The organism is [Ruminococcus] lactaris ATCC 29176 (assembly GCF_025152405.1).
Classification (GTDB): domain Bacteria; phylum Bacillota; class Clostridia; order Lachnospirales; family Lachnospiraceae; genus Mediterraneibacter; species Mediterraneibacter lactaris.
Window position 1 is genome coordinate 728,663 of the sequence record NZ_CP102292.1, and the last position, 22,185, is coordinate 750,847.

The 22,185-nt window shown below is 44.0% G+C and carries 10 protein-coding genes and 1 rRNA gene; 7 read left to right on the plus strand and 4 right to left on the minus strand.

Going from position 1 to position 22,185, the window contains the following annotated elements:
* Positions 1 to 339 precede the first annotated feature (339 nt).
* Both NQ541_RS03485 and NQ541_RS03490 read left to right on the plus strand, forming a co-directional pair.
* Positions 340 to 3,233, plus strand: a 23S ribosomal RNA gene (locus tag NQ541_RS03485).
* A gap of 286 nt (positions 3,234 to 3,519) precedes the next feature.
* Positions 3,520 to 9,216, plus strand: a complete 5,697-nt coding sequence (locus NQ541_RS03490; RefSeq protein WP_005609291.1) for an endo-alpha-N-acetylgalactosaminidase family protein — start codon at positions 3,520 to 3,522, stop codon at positions 9,214 to 9,216.
* Between the two features lie 264 nt (positions 9,217 to 9,480).
* Here NQ541_RS03490 and pdxT read toward each other — a convergent pair whose 3' ends face one another.
* Both pdxT and pdxS read right to left on the minus strand, forming a co-directional pair.
* Positions 9,481 to 10,062 (minus strand): pyridoxal 5'-phosphate synthase glutaminase subunit PdxT, encoded by a 582-nt coding sequence (gene pdxT / locus NQ541_RS03495; protein ID WP_005609289.1) that lies wholly within the window; start codon positions 10,060 to 10,062, stop codon positions 9,481 to 9,483.
* A 4-nt stretch (positions 10,063 to 10,066) separates the two neighbouring features.
* Positions 10,067 to 10,945: a pyridoxal 5'-phosphate synthase lyase subunit PdxS gene (pdxS, locus tag NQ541_RS03500; protein WP_005609288.1), complete on the minus strand. Its 879-nt coding sequence runs from the start codon at positions 10,943 to 10,945 to the stop codon at positions 10,067 to 10,069.
* A 149-nt stretch (positions 10,946 to 11,094) separates the two neighbouring features.
* Between pdxS and pdxR the strand changes: the two genes are divergently transcribed.
* The 3 genes from pdxR to NQ541_RS03515 all read left to right on the plus strand — a co-directional run bounded on the left by pdxR (position 11,095) and on the right by NQ541_RS03515 (position 15,054).
* Positions 11,095 to 12,555 (plus strand): MocR-like pyridoxine biosynthesis transcription factor PdxR, encoded by a 1,461-nt coding sequence (pdxR, locus tag NQ541_RS03505; RefSeq protein ID WP_005609286.1) that lies wholly within the window; start codon positions 11,095 to 11,097, stop codon positions 12,553 to 12,555.
* A 15-nt stretch (positions 12,556 to 12,570) separates the two neighbouring features.
* Positions 12,571 to 14,427, plus strand: coding sequence for a glycoside hydrolase family 2 protein (locus tag NQ541_RS03510; RefSeq protein ID WP_005609284.1), 1,857 nt, complete (start codon positions 12,571 to 12,573; stop codon positions 14,425 to 14,427).
* Between the two features lie 69 nt (positions 14,428 to 14,496).
* Positions 14,497 to 15,054: a GNAT family N-acetyltransferase gene (locus NQ541_RS03515; protein WP_005609283.1), complete on the plus strand. Its 558-nt coding sequence runs from the start codon at positions 14,497 to 14,499 to the stop codon at positions 15,052 to 15,054.
* Positions 15,055 to 15,177: 123 nt separating this feature from the next.
* Here the strand turns inward: NQ541_RS03515 and NQ541_RS03520 are convergent, their stop codons facing one another.
* Together NQ541_RS03520 and NQ541_RS03525 are read right to left on the minus strand one after the other, a co-directional pair.
* Positions 15,178 to 17,364, minus strand: coding sequence for a YhgE/Pip domain-containing protein (locus NQ541_RS03520; protein WP_005609282.1), 2,187 nt, complete (start codon positions 17,362 to 17,364; stop codon positions 15,178 to 15,180).
* Positions 17,365 to 17,367: 3 nt separating this feature from the next.
* Positions 17,368 to 19,902 (minus strand): YhgE/Pip domain-containing protein, encoded by a 2,535-nt coding sequence (locus NQ541_RS03525; RefSeq protein WP_005609281.1) that lies wholly within the window; start codon positions 19,900 to 19,902, stop codon positions 17,368 to 17,370.
* A gap of 243 nt (positions 19,903 to 20,145) precedes the next feature.
* Between NQ541_RS03525 and NQ541_RS03530 the strand changes: the two genes are divergently transcribed.
* On the plus strand, positions 20,146 to 20,742 hold the full coding sequence (locus tag NQ541_RS03530; protein WP_023922103.1) for a TetR/AcrR family transcriptional regulator: 597 nt from the start codon (positions 20,146 to 20,148) through the stop codon (positions 20,740 to 20,742).
* Positions 20,743 to 20,744: 2 nt separating this feature from the next.
* Entirely contained in the window at positions 20,745 to 22,115 is a 1,371-nt protein-coding gene (locus NQ541_RS03535) for a sodium-dependent transporter (RefSeq protein ID WP_005609279.1), read from the plus strand.
* Positions 22,116 to 22,185: the final 70 nt, after the last annotated feature.

The window sequence follows — 22,185 nt, forward strand, 5'->3', positions numbered from 1 at the left end:
AGATGAGCAACAACTTATCACCGCCAACCCAGTCAGCAGGGCAGTGCTGTTATGATAACTGGTTTCACCAGTGATTAGATATACAAAGAGATTTGTGTATGTAATGACTGATGAAAGTCGGTCAGGATGCGAAGCTCGCATCTTTATGTACCTTGAAAACTGCATATAGTGAAAATCAATAGATTAAGATAAATATCTAATCAAGACATCCGAGGTAATGTTAACAACATTAACTTAAGATCTGAAGAAAACAGATTCAAAAAAAATTGACTATCACCAACGCATGCAACGCTATGCATGTGTGGACATTATCCCATTCCCGTGGGATGAGGTCGAGTTGGTTATGCTGATAAGAGCGTATGGTGGATGCCTTGGCACTAAGAGCCGATGAAAGACGTGATAAGCTGCGAAAAGCTTCGGGGAGGGGCAAATACCCATTGATCCGGAGATTTCTGAATGGGGAAACCTACCTGAGCAAACCTCAGGTATCCTGACGCCAATCCATAACGTCAGGAAGGGAACCCGGTGAACTGAAACATCTAAGTAGCCGGAGGAAGAGAAAACAACATGTGATTCTGTGAGTAGCGGCGAGCGAAAACGGAAGAGCCCAAACCAGTGTGCGTGCATGCTGGGGTTCGGACCGCGGAATTGATTCAACAAGTTTAGCAGAACGGTTTTGGGAAAGCCGGCCAGAGAGGGTGAAAGCCCCGTAAGCGAAAGACGAGTTGACATGGCGGGATCCAGAGTACCACGAGACACGTGGAACCTTGTGGGAATATGCGGGGACCACCCCGTAAGGCTAAATACTACTTAGTGACCGATAGTGCATAGTACTGTGAAGGAAAGGTGAAAAGGACCCCGGGAGGGGAGTGAAAAAGAACCTGAAACCATATGTTTACAAGCTGTGGAAGAGCTTTATATGCTCAACCGCGTACTTTTTGTAGAACGGTCCGGCGAGTTACGCTGGCTGGCGAGGTTAAGCACTGAAGGTGTGGAGCCGAAGGGAAACCAAGTCTGAATAGGGCGAAGAGTCAGTCGGAGTAGACCCGAAACCGGGTGATCTATCCATGTCCAGGTTGAAGTTGCCGTAAAAGGCAATGGAGGACCGAACCCACATCCGTTGAAAAGGGTGGGGATGAGGTGTGGATAGGGGAGAAATTCCAATCGAACCCGGAGATAGCTGGTTCTCCTCGAAATAGCTTTAGGGCTAGCCTCATACGAGTCTTGCGGAGGTAGAGCACTGAATTCCTAAGGGGGCGTCAAAGCTTACTAAGGGATATCAAACTCCGAATGCCGTGTAGATGATGTATGGGAGTCAGACGATCCGAGATAAGTTGGGTGGTCAAAAGGGAAAGAGCCCAGACCAACAGCTAAGGCCCCAAAATGTGTGTTAAGTGGAAAAGGATGTGGGATTTCGAAGACAACTAGGATGTTGGCTCAGAAGCAGCCATCCATTCAAAGAGTGCGTAATAGCTCACTAGTCGAGAGGTCCTGCGCCGAAAATGTCCGGGGCTGAAACACACTGCCGAAGCTTTGGAATTGATGAATTTCAATTGGTAGAGGAGCATTCTTAAAGAGACGAAGCAGTACCGGAAGGAGCTGTGGATTTTTAAGAAGAGAGAATGCCGGAATGAGTAGCGAGAGGAAGGTGGGAATCCTTCCGGCCGAATATCTAAGGTTTCCAGAGTAAAGCTGATCTGCTCTGGGTAAGTCGGGGCCTAAGGCGAGGTCGAAAGACGTAGTCGATGGATAACAGGTTGAAATTCCTGTACTATCCTGTAACAGAACTGTGGGGACACAGGCAGAGAGCGTGAGCCGGGAATGGAAAGACCGGTACAAGCGAGGTAGGAGAAGAGCTGGCAAATCCGCTCTTCAATCTGAAGACGTGATGTGGACCGAAAAGAAGTAGGGAAGCACGTGAGCTGACTGTCAAGAAAAGCCGCTATTGTTTGCAGGATACCCGTACCGTAAACCGACACAGGTGGATGAGGAGAGAATCCTAAGGCCGACGGGAGAAGCATTGTTAAGGAACTCGGCAAAATGACTCCGTAACTTCGGGAGAAGGAGTGCCAGTAAGATGGCCGCAGAGAATTGGCCCAAGCAACTGTTTAGCAAAAACACAGGTCTATGCAAAACCGAAAGGTGAGGTATATGGGCTGACGCCTGCCCGGTGCTGGAAGGTTAAGGGGAGAGGTTAGCCGTAAGGCGAAGCTTTGAACTTAAGCCCCAGTAAACGGCGGCCGTAACTATAACGGTCCTAAGGTAGCGAAATTCCTTGTCGGGTAAGTTCCGACCCGCACGAAAGGCGTAATGATTTGGGCACTGTCTCAACAATGCACCCGGTGAAATTGAAATACCAGTGAAGATGCTGGTTACCTGCGCCAGGACGGAAAGACCCCATGGAGCTTTACTCCAGCTTGATACTGGGATTCGGTATTGTATGTACAGGATAGGTGGGAGGCTTTGAAGTGGTTACGCCAGTAGCCATGGAGCCGCTGTTGGGATACCACCCTTGCAGTACTGGGTTTCTAACCAGCAGCCGTGATCCGGCTGGGGGACAATGTCAGGTGGGGAGTTTGACTGGGGCGGTCGCCTCCGAAAGGGTATCGGAGGCGCTCAAAGGTTCCCTCAGAATGGTTGGAAACCATTCGAAGAGTGCAAAGGCAGAAGGGAGCTTGACTGCGACACCGACGGGTGGAGCAGGTACGAAAGTAGGACTTAGTGATCCGGTGGTATAAAGTGGGATTGCCATCGCTCAACGGATAAAAGCTACCCTGGGGATAACAGGCTTATCACTCCCAAGAGTTCACATCGACGGAGTGGTTTGGCACCTCGATGTCGGCTCATCGCATCCTGGGGCTGAAGTAGGTCCCAAGGGTTGGGCTGTTCGCCCATTAAAGCGGTACGCGAGCTGGGTTCAGAACGTCGTGAGACAGTTCGGTCCCTATCCGGCGTGGGCGTAAGATATTTGAGAGGAGCTGTCCTTAGTACGAGAGGACCGGGATGGACTGGCCGCTGGTGTATCTGTTGTCTTACCAAAGGCATAGCAGAGTAGCCAAGCCGGGAAGGGATAAACGCTGAAGGCATCTAAGCGTGAAGCCCCCCTCAAGATGAGATATCTCATAACGTCAAGTTAGTAAGACCCCTTGAAGACGACGAGGTAGATAGGGCAGAGGTGGAAGTGTGGTAACACATGGAGCTGACTGTTACTAATAGGTCGAGGGCATAACCAAAGCAGTGATAGGTAAATGGATGATGGTGTTGGTTTTAACTGTATGTAGTTTTGAAAGTATATAGAATAGAAGATAGTTTTGTAGGGAAGCAGTACTCAGGTGAGTATTGCTTTTTTGTTTTATAAAAAATTATAATAAAAAGATCCGAAAGCGACAAAAATAATATACATTTTGAAGCGGAAAGTACAAAAAAATGGTATAAAAGTGCAAATACAATTAGCAAAAAAGCATATAAAATACTGAATTGTAACAAGAGTTTTATTAGAAAGTTACAAGGAGGAAGAAGATGAAAAGAAAATTAGTAACAAAGTTGTTGTGCCTGGTACTTGCATCAACTGTTGTTGCTACAATGGCTCCTGTGAATTTCTACACAGTTAGTGCAGAGACTCAGGATCAAAGTGAGGATGTTGCAGTACAGGCAGAACCAAGAGTTGTATTGCAGGATGGGATCAATGATCAGTGGACGCAGGAAGCAAGCAGTGTAGTCGGCAGTGATGCAGTGTGTGCTGTGGAGGATGGATGGCTTCATATTAAGTCAGGTTCAGGAAATGGAAATAATCCGGGAACAAAACCGGCTATGTTCGTGAACCCGAATGAATTTAATTTTGATGAAGCAGGATATTTTGAATTTACCATGAAATCGGCAAATGTAAATACCAGCACAGCAGGTGACCGATTTGGTGTCTATCTTGGTTATGATGGCGATAGCAAAGGCATGATGATCGGGTATGATGACCAGGGATGGTTCTGGCAGAAGTATGGAGCATCAGGAAATCCATGGTATTCAGGAACCAGAGTAGCAGCTCCGGCACAGAATGCAGAAGTAAAGGTAAAACTTTCATGGACAGCTGATAAAAAGGTGACTGTTGAGATTAATGGAGCTACTGTCTTTACGGCAGAAGATTTCAGTGGAATTGCAGATCTTGGAAATAAGATTGCGATCAAAGGCGGAAGTTATGCAAGTGCATCCGCAGTAACGAATGTATATTTAAAGAATATTCATTATACGGGGCAGGCTGAGGCAGAGACTTATGCAGTCAGCGGAGTTGTTAAAGATGCCGAAGGAAATGCAATCGCAGGTGTAAAAGTACAGGTTGATGATCAGCAGGTAACAACAGATGCGAGTGGAAATTATACGCTGAATCTTACAAGTGGTACATATAATATGTCTATTATGAAGGGCGGTTATAATACGGTTCAGAAGACTGTTACAGTAGGAACAGAAGCTGTTAATGTAGAAGATATTGTCCTTGAGGCCGAGGCAGAAGTTGCTACAAAGAAGCTTTCTACATCTGATATGGATGTTTATGCTTCAACAACATTCCCAAGTGTTGTTAAGTATGAAATGAAAAAAGGGAGTCTGAAAGGTAAGACATTTTACGGACAGACTGATAAGATCAATACAGTCAAGATCAATGGAACTGCAGTTGAATTATCAGATGATGATGTAAAGGCCACATTTGCAGATAATAAGGCAACTTATGTTATGACTGTAAAAGGCACTGATATTGATGCAGTAATCACTGCAGAGTTAGTTGCAAAAGATAATACGTTGGCTTTTAATATCACTAAAATTGAAAATAAGCTGGAGGATACAGCGACAGGACATCCGATCCAGACGATCGAAATTCCGAATCAGAGCCTGATTTCTGTAAGAAGTAATCAGAGCGGTGCTAATTTCAAAGGTGCGGCAATGTCTTCCAATACAAGAGTCAGCGGAGATGAATATGTAGAAGTTACAGACGCTGCTTCTCTGAATCAGGATTATATGTATGGATTTGTTTCCAATGATGAGATGAGTGCCGGTCTGTGGAGTAACTCTGAGAATGATGGACGTTCTGTAGCGACAACTGTTACAGGTGGTTCAAGAAATACACGTGTTCAGGCAGTTACGACACAGAAAGGAGATTATGTATCGCTGGGACTTGGAAGTACTGCATGGTATTACCATCGTGTAGTGACTGATTCACAGAACAGAAGCTATGTAGTAGACGAGACAGAGATGCCAAAGGCAAAAGTAATCATTGCCGGAGATATGAATGATGACGATCAGATCGACTGGCAGGATGGTGCAGTTGCATTCCGTTCTATTATGAACAATCCATATAAGAGTGAAGAAGTACCGGAACTGGTTGCTTACCGTATTGCAATGAACTTTGGTGGACAGGCTCAGAATCCATTCCTGACAACACTTGATAATGTCAAGCGAGTTGCATTAAATACAGATGGACTCGGACAGTCTGTTCTGTTAAAGGGATATGCAAATGAAGGTCATGATTCCGCACATCCGGACTATGCTGATATCGGTAAGAGAATCGGTGGAGCGGATGATATGAATACACTGATGACAGAGGGTGCAAAGTATGGAGCCAAGTTTGGTATTCATGTCAATGCAGGAGAAATGTATCCGGAAGCAAAAGCATTTAAGGATGATAATGTACGCCGCTATGCAGATGGCAGTCTCAGATACGGCTGGAACTGGCTGGATCAGGCAGTTGGCCTGGACAGTATCTATGATCTTGCAACAGGTGAACGTGAGGCAAGATTTGATGCACTGGAAAAACTGGTCGGAACTAATCTGGATTTCGTATATGTAGATATTTGGGGAAATAATACAGGAAGCAGTAATGATGATTCCTGGCAGACACGTAAGCTTTCCAAAGAGATCAATGATAACGGATGGCGTATGGCAAATGAATGGGGAGTTGCAAATGAATATGATGCAACATTCCAGCACTGGGCAACAGACCTTACCTATGGTGGATATAACCAGAAAGGTGAGAACAGTGAGGTTATGAGATTCCTCCGTAACCATCAGAAAGATTCATGGGTTGCTGATTATCCGTCTTATGGCGGTGCAGCAATGATGCCATTGCTTGGCGGTTATAATATGAAAGATTTTGAAGGATGGCAGGGACGTAATGATTACGATACTTACATCACGAATCTTTATACTCATGACCTGACAACCAAATTTATCCAGCATTACAAGATTGTAAAATGGGTAGATGGAGATCCGGTTACAGCAGGAGCTGCAACAAACTGGGTACCGGATATGGAGATCACTCTGAAGGATGATGATGGAGATACACTGGTACTGACCAGAGGATCTAATGATTTCAGCAGTGATGCCTACCGAGAAAGAACAATGACCCTGAACGGAAAAGTGATCGCACAGGGAGCACCTTCCAGAGGAGACAGATCCGATTCTGATATTCAGAATGGAAGAAATAAAGGAACAGAAAGTTATCTGCTTCCATGGATCTGGGATTCAGAGAGCGGTGAAAAAGTTGCAGCATCCAAAGAAAAGCTGTATCACTGGAATACAGCCGGAGGAACAACAACATGGGAAGTTCCGGACGGATGGGAGAACCTGAAAAATGTTAAGGTTTATAAGCTGACAGATCTTGGAAAGACAGATGAGAAGACAGTTGCAGTAAAGAATGGAAGAATTACACTGGAAGCAGAATCTGAAACTCCATACGTAGTATGCAAAGGTGAAGAAAATAACCTGAAAATCACATGGAGTGAAGGAATGCATATTGTAGATGCAGGCTTTAACGGCGGATCAGATTCACTGGAAAGGAACTGGAAGAAATCCGGTGATGGTGAAGCAACTATTGCAAAGAGCCAGTACAGCAATCCAATGCTGAAACTGAGTGGAAAAGTATCCATGACACAGGAACTGACAGACTTAAAGGCAGGTCAGCAGTATGCGGTTTTAGTTGGTATTGATAACCGCAGTGATGCGAAAGCGGCAATAACAGTCAAAAACGGTGACGATGTACTTGCAACAAATTACACGACACGTTCTATTGCGAAAAACTATGTAAAAGCCTATACGCACAGCAATTCCAGTGCAACAGTAGATGGAAGCAGTTATTTCCAGAATATGTATGTATTCTTTACAGCACCGGAAAGCGGTAAGGTTACACTGACACTTTCAAAAGAAGCAGGAAAGGGAGATTCCTATTTTGATGATGTACGTGTAGTAGAAAATGATTCTCATAATATTACAACGAACGATAAAGGTGAAGTTGTAAGATTTGAGCAGGATTTTGAGACAAATGTACAGGGAATTTATCCATTTGTTGTTGGCGGAATTGAAGGTGTTGAAGATAACAGAATCCATTTATCTGAAAGACATGATAAATATACTCAGGCCGGATGGGATGTAAAACTGATGGATGATGTCCTGGACGGTGACTGGTCAGTGAAGATTAATGGACTGACGCAGAGAAGCAAACTGGCATACCAGACGATTCCTCAGAACTTCCGTTTTGAGCCAGGTGTTACATACAAAGTAAGCTTTGATTATCAGGCAGGAAGTGACGATACTTACGGTGTTGTTGTAGGTGCAGGTGAGTATACAGGAGCAACCAATCTGGAAACATTGAAAAAATCACTGGGAACAACCGCTCATTATGAGAGAGAAATCGTTGGTGATATTACAGGTCAGACATGGTTTGGTATTTACTCAACAAGCACAGCACCAGATCTGCAGGGCGTAAATTCAAGTTCTGCACAGGCCAACTTTGGTGGATACAAAGAACTGGTCCTTGACAATCTTGTGATTGAAAAAGTTGAGCAGAATATAACGATTGATACACTGAAAGATCTGATTGCGACGGCAGAAGGATACAATAAAGAAGATTATACTGCTGCTGACTGGAAGAAGCTGGATGATGCTCTTACCAAGGCAAAGGTTGCAGTGAACAGAGATAAGACATCAGCAGATGAAATCGAAAGTGCATATTATGCACTGAATGGTGCAATTAATTATATTGCTTCGATTGATACAAATGAAGAAAGCAGTACGAAGAATGATATTTCTGTTGAAGGCGTGATCGCAACAGCAGGAAGCGAAGACGGTGGAACATACGGAAGTAATATTGGAAAAGCAGAATATGTTCTTGATAATGATGTGACAACTGCATGGATGACAGCTTATTCAGGATATGCTACAACAATCAAGAATGGAGAGGGATGGATTGACCTTCAGTTCCCGGAGGCACATACAGTTGACGGACTTCGTTATCTGCCAGGACCGGTTACAGCTGGAGCCTTGGTTACAATTGCTGATTATGAGATTTATGTTAAGACAGCAGATTCAGCGGATTATGTAAAGGTAAGCGATGGAACATGGGAGAATACTTCTTCCTGGAAGATGGCAAAATTTGATCCGATTGAAAATGTAACAAATGTGAAACTGCTTGCTAAATCTGCCAAGGTATATAACTGGTGGGCAATGGCAGCAGAAATCCGTATCACCAGTGCAGCAGAAGCAACGACAGATACAGAAGTAGTAGATAAGAGCGGACTGACAGATGCACTTGCTGAAGCAAAAGCATTAAATGAAGCTGATTATACTGCAGAGAGCTGGGCTGTTCTTCAGACAAAGATTGAAGCAGCAGAGGCAGTTGTAAATAATGCAGATGCGACTAACTATGATGTTCAGCTTGCACTTGCAAATCTGGTAGATGCAATCAGTGGGCTGGAAGCAGCGGAGACTCCTGAACCGACACCGGCTGATAAGGACAAACTTACAGAAGTTGTCAATAATTGTGCAGGATTAGAAGAGAAAAACTTTACAGCAGACAGTTGGAAAGTTTACAAAGCTGCTTATGAAAAGGCAATGGCAGTTCTTGCTGATGAAAATGCATCTCAGGCAGATGTAGATGCAGCAGTTGCAGCACTTAAAGCAGCTTATGCAGGTCTTGTAAAAGCAGATGATGGAAATGGTGGAAACAATAACCAGGGAAATAATAACCAGGGCAATAATAATAAGGGTGATAATGTAAATAAGCCTGGAACACCGAACAATACAAATGCAGCAGGTAAGAACAATACGACAAATAAAGGTACAGTGAAGACTGGAGATACCGCACCATTTATGGCAATGATCGTAACAATTCTTGCAGCAGCAGGAGTGATCTTCGGAACAGTTGCTCAGAAGACCAGAAGACGCAGAAATCGTAAATAAATAATGAAACTGACAGATATCTGAAGTTAATAGAACAGATGGTCAGATGAAAATGAAGAAGAGTCAGAACACCGGAGAGTGTGATGACTCTTCTTTAATTTTATCATTTTTAGCAGAATGATAAAATTAAAAGATATACTATACCTGTGTCAGATTAAGGACGATTTGGAAAAATCAGATTATAGTTTGTTGTGGGTGATGAGCCAATAATAAGAAAAAGAGCAGGATAATGGAGAGCGTGTATAGTGGATTTATTTCACCAGGTTATTTATGGATCATTCCAAGAAATGTTTCATGGATCTTTGTATCCTGATCCAGTTCCGGATGAAATGCAAATGCCATCTGATTGTGATATTTTACTCCGACGATCCGATCCTGTACGACACTTAAAACTTCCGGTTTTTCTCCGGCTGCATCAGCATGAACGCTTTCCACATAAGGTGCACGGATGAAAGTCATGGAAATTTCACCAATTCCGTTGGCGTTGGCAGTAGTATGGAAACTGCCGAGCTGACGTCCATAGGCATTTCGTCTGACTGTCATGGGAAGAGTCCCGAAGTAGGATTCCTCCTGACCGGCAATATCCGAAGCAAGCAGGATCATTCCTGCACAGGTTGCGAGAACCGGCATACCGGAGCAGATTTTTTCTTTTAAAGGTTCAAACATATCAAGATCATGCAGAAGTTTTCCCTGGACGGTGCTTTCACCACCGGGAAGAATGAGACCGTCGAAGTCTTTTTGCAGATCACCAGCTTTTCTGAGTTCGATGGTATCTGCACCGAGCTTCTGGAGCATATGCTCATGCTCTATGAATGCCCCCTGCAGGGCAAGAACTGCAATCGTCATAGTCTTATTTCCCCCTTTCAGCCATAAGAAGTGCAATTTCCTGCTCATTGATACCGACCATGGCTTCTCCGAGATCTGCGGAAAGTTCAGCGATCAGTTTTGCGTCAGTATAATTTGTTACAGCCTGAACGATGGCAGCGGCACGTTTTGCCGGATTACCGGACTTGAAGATACCGGAGCCGACGAAGACACCTTCTGCTCCCAACTGCATCATCAGGGCTGCATCTGCAGGAGTTGCGACACCGCCGGCTGCGAAGTTTACGACCGGAAGTTTTCCGTTTTCATGGACATAGAGAACAAGGTCAAATGGAACCTGAAGCTGCTTTGCTGCCTCAAAGAGCTCATCTTCACGCATTCCTTTGATCCGGGCAATTTCACTGTTCATCATTCTCATATGACGGACAGCCTGGACGATATCACCGGTTCCCGGCTCTCCCTTTGTACGGATCATAGAAGCACCTTCATTAATTCTTCTTAAAGCTTCTCCGAGGTCTTTTGCACCGCAGACGAAAGGAACGTCAAAGTCACGCTTGTTGATATGGTATACATCATCAGCAGGGGAAAGAACTTCACTTTCATCGATATAATCAATCTCAATGGCCTGAAGCACCTGTGCTTCTGCGAAATGCCCGATTCTGCATTTTGCCATAACCGGAATGGACACTGCCTCCTGAATTCCACGGATCATTTTCGGGTCACTCATACGGGAAACACCACATGCTGCACGGATATCTGCCGGAATCCGTTCAAGAGCCATAACTGCACATGCACCTGCTGCTTCTGCAATTTTTGCCTGCTCCGGTGTCGTTACATCCATGATGACACCACCCTTTAACATCTGAGCCAGATTTTTGTTCAGTTCATATCTTTCGTTTGTATTCATTGGTAAATCCTCCCTTTAAGAATCGTATTTTAGAATATAGTGGAAATTCTTTACAATTTCGACAGGTATTAGTATAATTGCATTGTGACTATAGAAAAATATTCAATTTAGATATAATCAAAAAGGTCAGAATGGAGAAAATAGAATAGATGTTGACATATAATTTTGAAAATATAGGGTCAGATTCCCTGTATGAATTTTTGTATAAATGTATCAAAAATGACATAATACAGGGGATAATCTTAAGTGGTGAGAAGCTGCCTTCCAAGCGGGCACTTGCGAAAAATCTGGCTATAAGCGTGATCACGGTAGAGAATGCCTATGGTCAGCTTCTTGCAGAAGGATATATTTATTCCATTCCTAAAAGCGGGTATTATGTGTCGGATCTGAGTGGGATTCCGGTACATCAGACAGAGTATACGTCAGAAACGTATGAGGCGGAAGAGCAGGGGACAGATTCACGGACTGCAAAAGCCGGGGACAAAGTACTTCTGACCGGAGGAGAAAATGCATTTATTGCGGATTTTACGAGCAATCAGACGGAGCATGCTGCATTTCCTTTTTCAATCTGGAATAAGACCATGCGGGCAGTCATGAATGATTATCAGGAGGAAATGATGATCAATCCCCCCTGTGGAGGTGTGATGGAACTGCGGAAAAGTATTTCCAGTTATCTTAAAGAATTTTGTGCCATGTATGTAAGACCGGAACAGATCATTATCGGAGCAGGAACAGAATATCTGTACAGTATTCTGATCCAGCTTCTTGGGAGAAATGTCTGTTATGGAGTGGAGAATCCGGGCTATCCAAAGATTGCAAAAATCTACCGCAGTATGGGTGTAAAGTATGAGTATATTGATCTGGATGAAGAGGGAACTTCTGCAAAGAAACTGGAAGAAAAAAAAGTAGATATCATGCATATTTCCCCATCTCATCATTTCCCGACCGGAATGGTGATGCCGATCAGCAAGAGATATGAACTGCTTGGATGGGTTACGAGAGAAAAGGAACGGTATATCATAGAAGATGATTATGACAGTGAGTTAAGACTTGCGGGGAAACCGATTCCGTCTCTGCAGAGTATCGATGTATCAGGCAAGGTGATTTATATTAATACATTTGCGAAGACACTCTGTTCTACTGTCCGAATCAGTTATATGGTACTTCCTGAAGCACTGGCAGAGAAATATTACAGAGAACTTTCATTTTATTCCTGTACTGTGTCTAACTTTGAACAGTATACACTGGCAGCATTTATGAATGCAGGTGCATTTGAGAAGCATATCAACAGGCTGAGAAACTATTATCAGCATAAGCGGGATCTGATCTTAAGTACATTTCTCAGAGAGCCTTTGGGAAAATATATTACGATCAGTGAAGAAGATTCAGGTGTGCATTTCCTGATGCATGTCAATACTTCCATGAGTGAGCAGGAATTTCTTTTAAAGACAAGGGCGAAAGGAATCCGGCTGGCAACGTTGTCTTCTTTTTATAATGCGGAACAGAAAGACAGCAGATATGAAAATACGTATGTCATGAATTATTCCTTTGTGAACTGCGACCGGTTGGAATATGTGGCACAGACGCTTTATAAGATCATTCATCCATAGAAGGAGGAGTTTAATATGGAGCAGCTTTTTACTGTATGGGGAGAGACGCTGGATAAAGAGCATGTACTTGACGAATATCCAAGACCGCTGATGGTAAGGGACAGTTATCTGAATCTCAATGGCTACTGGGACTATGCATTTACACAGGAATTTGTATGCCCGAAAGAATTTGACGGGAAGATCTTAGTTCCTTTTTCACCGGAGGCAGCATTATCAGGTGTGAACCGTCAGTTAATGCCGAATGAATATCTGTGGTATCACCGGACATTTTCTGTTGACGGGCATAAGACAAAAAGAGCAGGTGAATCCTTTTCAGAGGAAGATCCGGAATCCGGGATGGGAGCAGACCTGACAGAGGAAAGACTGCTTCTTCACTTTGGAGCTGTGGATCAGGCGTGCGTTGTATGGGTGAACGGACAGCGGATCGGAAAGCATACAGGTGGGTATCTGCCTTTTGAATTTGAGATCACAGAGGCAGTGCAGGCAGGAGAAAATGATCTGGTTGTGGCTGTGAAAGACCTGAGTGATACATCGTATCATTCCAGGGGAAAGCAGAAGCTGGAAAGAGGCGGCATGTTCTATACGGCTCAAAGTGGGATCTGGCAGACTGTCTGGCTGGAAAGAGTCCCGGAAAAGTATATAAAAGAAGTGGAGACGCTCCCTGAACCGGATGAGGAAAAAGTCCGTATCATAGTCCGGTCTGGTGCAGAATATGCTGTAAAGATCGTGCTGCAAAAGCCAAAGATCCACAAAGAGCTGAAGAAAAATGTACCGGATGATCCAGTGGAGGACATGACCGGGAGCAGAATAGCAGATCCGGTGGAAAGTACAACAGAAACTACCATAGGAACATTTTATGGAAAGACGAATGAATGGCTGGAGATTCCGGTTCAGGATGTGCAAATGTGGACATGTGATACACCGTATCTTTATGATTTTACTGTTGAGATGGAGAAAGACAGGGTAGCAGGTTATTTTGCCATGAGAAAATTCACACTGGAAAAAGATGGACAGGGATTCGTGCGGATCTGCCTGAACCATCAGGTACAGTATCAGAATGGAGTACTGGATCAGGGCTACTGGCCGGATGGACTGTATACCGCACCTTCAGATGAAGCTATGATCTTTGATCTGGAGCAGATGAAGAAATGCGGATTTAATATGGTACGGAAACATTTGAAAATAGAGCCGCAGAGATGGTATTATCATTGCGACAGGCTGGGGCTGGTCGTATGGCAGGATATGGTCAATGGCGGAGGAAAATACAAGCACTGGTTTGTGACGTATGCGGCAACGCTGATGTCCTGGTGGAAGATTCGGATGAGAGATATTTATCCGGGGCTTCTGGCAAGAAAAGAAAAGGAAGGCCGCCTGGAATTTGTGAAAGAAATGAAGGAGACGGTACATCGGTTAAAAGGGCATCCAAGTATTGCCGCCTGGGCCATCTTTAATGAGGGCTGGGGGCAGTTTCAGACAGAAGATATGACCGCTATTCTCAGAAAAGAAGATCCTGACCGGCTGATCGATCAGGCCAGTGGGTGGTTCGATCAGGGGGGAGGAGATTTTTGCAGCCTTCATAATTATTTCTTTAAGCTGAAGATCCACCCGGAAAAGGAGAGGGCATCAGTTCTTTCGGAATTTGGAGGATACAGTTACCGGATCGAAGGACATAGTGCCTGTGGAAAACTTTATGGATATGGGATCTGCAGGAGTAAAAAAGCACTGAACCGTCGATACAGAAAAAGAATGGAACAGGTGAAAAATCTGATAGAGGAAGGTTTGTGTGCCAGTGTCTATACACAATGGTCAGATATTGAAGAAGAAGTCAACGGAGTTTATACATACGACCGAAAGATCAGAAAGATTGATTGAAAGAGTGAGAAAAGAATGAGAATCATGCAGGAGAGGACAGACAACAGGAGTCAGTAGTAGAAAGGAAAAATGAAAATGATGTTACGCTTTGTAAATGCAAGAAATGATAAAAAGAAACTGAATGAAATTAAAAAATTATATGATGAGGCATTTCCAAAAGAAGAACAGATTCCCTTCTGGATTTTGAGAAAAGCAAGCCGTACATCAACAGCAGATCTGATGCAGGTATATGATGATGATCTTTTAGTAGGATTTATCCATCTGGTTTATTTTGAGGATGTGGTCTATCTGTATTATCTTGCAATCGAGCCGGATGAAAGAGGTCAGGGGTATGGAAGCAAAATCCTGCAGGCATTACGCCGCCGGTTTACGGCACGCAGGATCATTTTGAATATAGAGGTGGTAGATGAGAACTGTGACAATTATGAAGAACGGAAAAAAAGAAAAGAGTTTTATCTGAAAAATGGATTCCGGGAGGCAGGATACAGTACAAGAGAGTATGGCGTAGAATATGAGATGCTGTATCTGGGAGGAAATGTATCCTATGAAGAATTTCTGGCATTGATCCGGAAATATTTCGGACGGACACTGGCGTTGATGGTGAAGAAAAATTTTAAAAAAGCGTAAGGAAAAAGGCATAGATAAAAGGTGGGCAGAACCCGAGTTTGAGTTCTGTCCACCTTTTTAGCTGCCAGGTATGCGGCAAAAGATCCAATGGACCTTTTCAGCTACTGGAAAGCCGGGATGATTCTAAATCAGATGTGTACTTTCCAGCTTTTCGGTAAATGCATCATTTAATTTTATAACCGGTTTGCGAAGCAGCAGTCCGAGTAAAAGTGAAAGGATCAGGAAGATTCCTAAATACCCCAGTTCTTTGACATAGTTCATACCGTAGAAGCCTGCAACGCATTCACGCATGGCATTCATGCTGTGTGTAAATGGAAGTAGTGGATATACAGATTGGAAAAATTTCGGAGCACACTGGATCGGGAATGTACCACCACTTCCGGCTACCTGCATGACCATAAGGACAACGGCAACCGCTTTACCAATATCACCAAAGGAGACAGTCAGTGCATAGATCAGATTGACATAAACAAAACTTGTAAACCAGCCCGTTACCAGGAACAGGAAAGGATGTTCGCACTGAATACCAAGGAAATACAGGTCTCCCAGACAGATCAATCCGCTCTGTAACAGCCCGATACATACAAAGAGGAGCAGACGTCCAAAGTAGAGCTGATATGGTTTCGCTCCGGAAAGCTTCTTAACTACCGATTCAGAGACATTGACTTTGAGCATGGCTGCCATAACAACAGCCCCCACCCAGATTGCCAGTGTGGAATAAAAAGGAGCCATGGCAGTTCCGTAATTTTCAATTGGATAGATTTTTGTCTCATTCAGGCTTACCGGTGCTGCAAGGAAAGCTCCGATTGTCTGTGGATCTTCGGCAAGAATATTTTCCAGCATCTGCACACCATCACTGCCATCTGTGGAAAGTGTGGTGGAGACTTTCTGCAATTTTTCAGAAGATTCATTCAACAGACTGACGGTCTGTTCAAGAGCTTCTTTCACAGTGGAAAGATCTGTGGATGCAGATCCGGTGACAGAACTGATTTGTTGTACACTGTTGTCTACCTGCCCTAAGAGGTTCACAAGGGAGGAATTGGTGGAGTCAAGATTCGTGGCGAGACCATCCAGGCTGCTTTTCACATTCTGCTCATAAGAGGTCTTTACCGAGTTGACAGAAGCTGTTCCCCGGGCAAGCAGATCATCCAGTTCTTTCTTTAAAGTGGAAGCATCGGCAGTGGCTGAAGGAAGGGCAGCAGCAATTTCATCCAGTTTATTTTTAATCTGTGTCTGCTGGTCGATCGCCTGTTGGATCTGTACGTTCAGTCCATTGATCGCCTGAACGAGAGCTGTCTGATCCGGGTGTGCATTAGCAATGGCGGTCAGGGAATCTGATAATTCCTGATAACCGGAAATCAGATTCTGCACACGGCCGCTGACTGCCTGAATGGCATTGGAGCAGGATGCAGCGTCAGTTGAATAAGAGTCGAGTGCTTTGTCGATGGCAGCAGATACAGAAGAATAAAAATCAGCATTCTGCTTCAGTGCGGTATTGATATCAGAAGTTGTTCCTGTCAGGGCAGAAGTCAGTGAATCAATTCCATTTCCTGCCTGATTCAGTGCATTGACACTGCTTTTTGTTCCTTTTCCCGATTGCTCAAGAAAAGAGGTAGTCGTATCCAGCATTAATGCTCCGGCATCGGTCATATCAGAAAAGGCTTTCACCGTACCGGAAATATTTCCGAGGTCATCGGAAATCTGTGACAGAGAAGTAGCGAGATGTTCAGTCAGGGACTCATCTCCGGTTTTGGCGGAAACATCATTTACGAACTGAAGTGCCTCAAGTGTCGTTTTGGAGACTGTGGTAATGAACGTTTCATTGACCTGGTGCTGGACAGAGCTGGCACCTTTCTGTGTGACTTTCGGGGCGATGGCATTTTCTTTTTCATTGATGTAGTAGGTGATATCAGGATGTACAACATCTGAAGTAAAAAGACTCATCATATCTTTGCTGAAGTCTTCAGGGATGACAATGGCAGCGTAGTACTTACCGGATTGTACCCCTTTTTTCGCATCTTTTGCATCTGTGAAGACCCAGTTCAACTGCTTATTTCCCTGCAGTTCACTGATGACATCGTCTCCAAGGTTCAAATTGACAGGAAGAAGTTCCCCTTTATACCCTTCATCGTTGCTGGCCACGGCAACCTTCAGATTGCCGGTATTTCCATAAGGATCCCAGCTCGCAGCAATATTAAACCATGCGTAGAGTGTCGGGATCACGGTAATTCCCATGATGACGATCATTGCGATGACATTTTTATGGATCCTGAGTAGATCATTTTTAAAAATCTGAATGATATTTTTCATCGGTTAATCCTCCTTTTTGCGGAAAGTCTCCAGCATTTCATCAAAAGTCATGCCGGCAAGCTGCTGCTGTTCTTCCAGTTTCGAGTGAATAAATTCAACAATGATCAGGAACAATGCGATGGCAATGATCGAAATGATCCAGAGTACAAGGAAGATGATTTTCGATTCCAGGCTGAACATCAGAATCAGGAAGATCAGAGGAATCAACGCAATTGCAAGGAATCCATAGCGTACCATTCTTCTGTAGTTCTTTTCAAAAGCCTGTGCCTTGGCAGCGGTTGTCAGTTTCAGCTCTTCCTGTGAAAGAGAGGCTTTCAGAAGGAGAGCAAGCTGCGTACTGCGGTTGACGGAAATTTCATGAGGTTCGCACATCATAAATTCAGTCTCAGCCAGTTTCTTGTCAAAAAGATGGTTCAGTCCGGCAAGAAGCGGGCGAAGTCCAAGTCCGATCAGTAAAGAGAGTGGAACATAGGCGAGCAGCAGGATCATAAGATCTTTTCGGAAGGTTGTTCCGTAAAATCCTGCGATACATTCTCTCATAGCTCCGACTCCGTAAGTAAATGGAAGGAGTGGATGGAGCTTCTGGAAAAATACAGGTGTCATTTCAACCGGATAAGTACCGGAAGAGCCGGGAATCTGTAAAATAACGAGAATGACGCACAGTGCTTTCCCGATATGTTTAAAAGTAAGCGAAAGTGCGTAGATGATATTCACGTATACAAAGGAACAAATCACACCGGTCAGAATAAACTGAGCCGGATGTACGCACTGGATTCCCGGAAGAAGTACATCTCCAAGGCAGACAATAAAGCCCTGGATCATACCTACTGTGACGAATAACAGCCAGCGTCCGAAGTAAAGTGAGACAGAACCATAGGAACGCATGGTCTGATCGCGGTTAACCTCCATTTTTAAAATGGCGATCAGGACGATTCCGCCAACCCAGATCGCAAGGTTTGTGTAAAAAGGAGTCATGGATGAACCGTAATTTTTTACAGAATAAAAAGTTTCTGTTTCAATCTCCACCGGGGAGGACATAAATTCGGAAATCTTATCAGCATTCATTCCTTCCAGAGAAAGGAGCGTCTGGAAAGTAGCCGAACTGGTAATGGCATTCAGATCCGTCTGCACAGTTCCAAGCCGGTCGGAAACGGTAGAAAGGGCATCTTTTGTACCGTTCAGTGCGTTGGCTGTATCGGTCAGACCAGAATCAAGTTGCGTCAGGATTCCCCTGAGCTGTTCGGAAGTTGCCGGAACACCATTCAGGATTCCGGTCAGTTCTCCGGTGAGCGAGGAAAATGTATCCAGCGTCGCATTGAGCTGTGGGAGCAGATTTTCGTCCAGTGTCGTTCTGAAAGAATGCAGTCCGTCGATACTCTGCTGCGTGAGCGAGGAAATATCCTGCCGGGTCTGAGAGGTTGTATCCAAAGCGTTTTTAATACTTGTATTTGCAGTACTTAAGCTGTTGAGCAGAGTCTGGTTTTCCTGATTCTGTGCCTGTAATTTTGCAATAGCGGCAGAAAGCTGTTCACTGACAACCGGTGTGGAGGCAGCAATTTCCTGCATTTTTTCCAAAAGGGATGCATTCAGAGCGGTTACATTTCCGGCAGAGTCCAGAGCCTGCTGGAGAGACTGGTTAATCTTTCCGGCACTTCCTTCCAAAGAAGTCAGCCCCGAAGAGACAGAACTATTCGCACTGTTCAGGATCTGTTCTCCGTCGGAAATGGATTTGGAAAGTGAGGAGGAAAAATCTCCCGCTGCCTGGCGGCCTGTTTTCAGTGCATCCTGTGCATTTTCAAGGGCAGATGATCCGGAAACGGCTGCATTTCCAAGAGAATCAGAAGCATCTTTTGCATCTGAGATCAGATCATGGGACTGGGAAGTCTTTTCTGTAAACTCAGTTAAAAGTGCTTCGTATTCATTTAAGTTCTTATCTGCTTTTTTCAGAAGCGAGACAATCTCAGAATTAGTAGAATTTACAGTTCCGGACAGATCCGAAATGGATTCTTTTAACACTTCTGATACAGATTCAGCGGCAATAGATGAAAACGTATCGTTGATCTGAGTCTGGATCGTACTTGCTCCGGTATCTGTGATTTTTGGAGCGATGGCATTTACCTTTTCATTAATATAGTAATTCAGTTCCGGTGTTTCAAGAGTACCGGAAAGAACACTGAGAAGGGAATCGCTGAAGTCTTCAGGGATTACAATGGCTGCATAATATTTTCCCGAACGGACTCCGTCAACCGCCTTTTCTTCAGAAGTAAAAACCCAGCCAAGTTGGTCATTTTCTTTCAGATTTTCCATGATCTGGTCACCGGCATTGATTGTGAGGTCATTGGTGGAGGCATCCTGATCATTATTGGCAACGGCAATCTGAATTGCTGAAGTATTTGCATAAGGATCAATATTGGCAGCAATATTGAACCAGGCATAGAGTGAAGGCAGGATCGCAACACCTGCCATGACCAGCATGGCTGCCGGACTGTGAATGAGCCGCCGCAGATCGCGACAAAAGATTCGCATTGCTTTTTTCATAAATAACACTCCTTTTAAAAGAAATATTCTAGTAATAGATACAATGTTGATTTTCTTGCTAAAAAGTATTATATTAATGAAGAAACTAATTTACAACCATCAATGAACAAGTTATCTGTCTTTTAGTAGACAAAATGATGAGAAATGACCAGTATTTATTTGCCTGACAGGGCTGCTCAGAGAAAAAGATAGCAGGAAATGGGAGTAAAGAGGTGTAAATGGTCACATAAAGGGGGAATTATTATGCAGAAAAAGACGGACCGGCGGGTGAGAAAGACGAAAAGTCAGCTCAGAAAAGGTCTGGCACATCTGATGAAGGAAAAAAGTATCGGAGAGATCACGGTGAAAGAACTGGTAGATGAAGTGGATATTAACCGTTCCACTTTTTATCTTCACTATTCGGATATCCCAACACTTTTGAGAGAGATTGAAAATGAGATGATGGATGAGATGAAGCGTGCGATCCATGATCATCCAATCGACCGGGAAAATGATTCTGCATTTTCTTTTATTAAAGATATTTTTCAGGTACTTGACCGTAACCGGGAAATTGGATGTGCTTTGATCGGACCTTATGGAGATATTGGGTTTATCCATAAGATGGAAGATCTTTTGGAAGAAAATTCGAGAGAAGTTTTACTGCAGATGTTTCCGGAAAAATCAGGCGAGATGAATTATTTTTATTCTTATTGCCTGAACGGATGTCTTGGTCTTGTCAAGACATGGCTTGAGGACGGAGAGGATAAAAGTCCGGATTATGCGGCTGATATGACTTACCGGATGGTAGTAAGTTCGGTGAAGGCATTTTATGACAAGAAAGAAGGAAGAGAGGAAAGTTAAGAATGCAAAGAGAAAAATTTGGCTCAAGGCTGGGATTTATCCTGATTTCAGCCGGTTGTGCCATCGGTCTGGGGAATGTCTGGCGGTTCCCGTATATTACCGGAAAATACGGTGGAGCAGCATTTGTATTGATTTATTTGGTATTTCTGGTGCTTTTGGGGCTGCCGATCATGGTCATGGAATTTGCTGTAGGACGTGCAAGTCAGGCAAGCGTGGCGATGTCATTTGACCGGCTGGAGCCACTGGGAACAAAATGGCACTGGTATAAATGGTTTGGCATGGCGGGAAATTATCTCCTGATGATGTTTTATACGACGATCGGAGGATGGATTCTGCTGTATGTATTTAAGATGGCAGGCGGTGAGTTTGAAGGAAAGAATGCAGATGAGATTGCAGGTGTCTTCGGAAATCTGATGGAGAAACCGGGGCTGATGACAATCTGTATGATTGTAGTTGTAGCAGCCTGCTTTGGGATTGTCTGCATGGGATTGCAGAAGGGAGTAGAAAAGATTACCAAGAAAATGATGCTTCTTTTACTGGCACTGATGGTGATCCTGGCAATCCGTTCTGCAACACTTCCGGGTGCGGGAGAAGGAATCAGATTCTATCTGTTGCCTGACTTTAAAAAGGCAGCAGAATCAGGAATGAAAGAAGTTATTTTTGCAGCCATGGGACAGTCTTTCTTTACATTAAGTCTCGGTATTGGTGCGATTGCAATTTTCGGAAGTTATATTGATAAGAAGAGAAGGCTGACAGGAGAGGCGGTCTGCGTGACCATACTGGATACATGCGTGGCACTGATCGCTGGAATGATCATCTTTCCAGCCTGCTTTGCGTTTGGAGTTCAACCGGACAGTGGTCCGAGTCTGGTTTTTATTACACTGCCGAATATTTTTAATTCCATGAGTGGCGGAAGGATCTGGGGAACCTTATTTTTCCTGTGCATGCTTTTCGCAGCAGCATCTACGATCATTGCAGTTTTTGAAAATATCATTGCATTTGCAATGGATCTGACCAACTGCTCAAGAGCAAAGGCGGTCGTGGTAAATCTGATTGCGATCGTGATCCTTTCTCTGCCATGCGTTCTGGGCTTTAATGTACTGAGCGGATTCCAGCCACTTGGAGCAGGAAGTAATGTACTGGATCTGGAAGATTTTATTGTAAGTAATAATCTGCTCCCACTTGGCAGTCTGGTTTACCTTTTATTCTGTACGAGTCGCTATGGCTGGGGATGGAAGAAGTTCTGTGAAGAGGCAAATGCAGGAGAAGGAATCAAATTTCCGAAATGGACAAGAATTTATGTATCTTATATTCTGCCACTGATCGTACTCTTTATCTTCGTGCAGGGATACTGGAGTAAGTTTGTGGGATGATGTGAGTGAAATTTGTAGTTGTCGGGGTGAAAATATCTCGGCAGTAGAAAGTATCTGATGAAAAAACGTT